Source organism: Streptococcus suis, assembly GCF_024509555.1.
GTDB classification, from domain to species: domain Bacteria; phylum Bacillota; class Bacilli; order Lactobacillales; family Streptococcaceae; genus Streptococcus; species Streptococcus suis_AD.
Genome location: NZ_JAMWEL010000063.1, coordinates 1 through 429, shown reverse-complemented (window position 1 = coordinate 429; position 429 = coordinate 1). Strand labels below are relative to the sequence as shown.

Sequence of the window (429 nt, the reverse complement as noted above, 5' to 3'; positions counted from 1 at the left end):
AAGTTGGAAACGATGGAACAGTGACGATCACTTACCCAGACGGCTCCGTTGATACTATCCCAGGTACTGATACAGTCGTAACAACTACTCCAACTCCACAAACGGATGCAGAGAAGAACGATTTGACAAATCCAACTAAGACTCCAGTTGCGGATACGAACAACTTGACTGACGGTGAAAAAGCTAAAGTTAAGGAAGAAGTAGAGAAGTCCAATCCAAACCTTCCAACAGGTACAACAGTAGAAGTTGGAAACGATGGAACAGTGACGATCACTTACCCAGACGGCTCCGTTGATACTATTCCAGGTACTGATACAGTCGTAACAACTACTCCAACTCCACAAACGGATGCAGAGAAGAACGATTTGACTAACCCAACTAAGACTCCAGTTGCGGATACGAACAACTTGACTGATGACGAAAAAGCTA

At 44.3% G+C, this 429-nt stretch carries 1 pseudogene; it reads left to right on the top strand.

The window, feature by feature from the left end:
- Positions 1–429 (top strand): annotated as a pseudogene (locus NF418_RS10345) (LEA family epithelial adhesin); the annotation flags it as partial.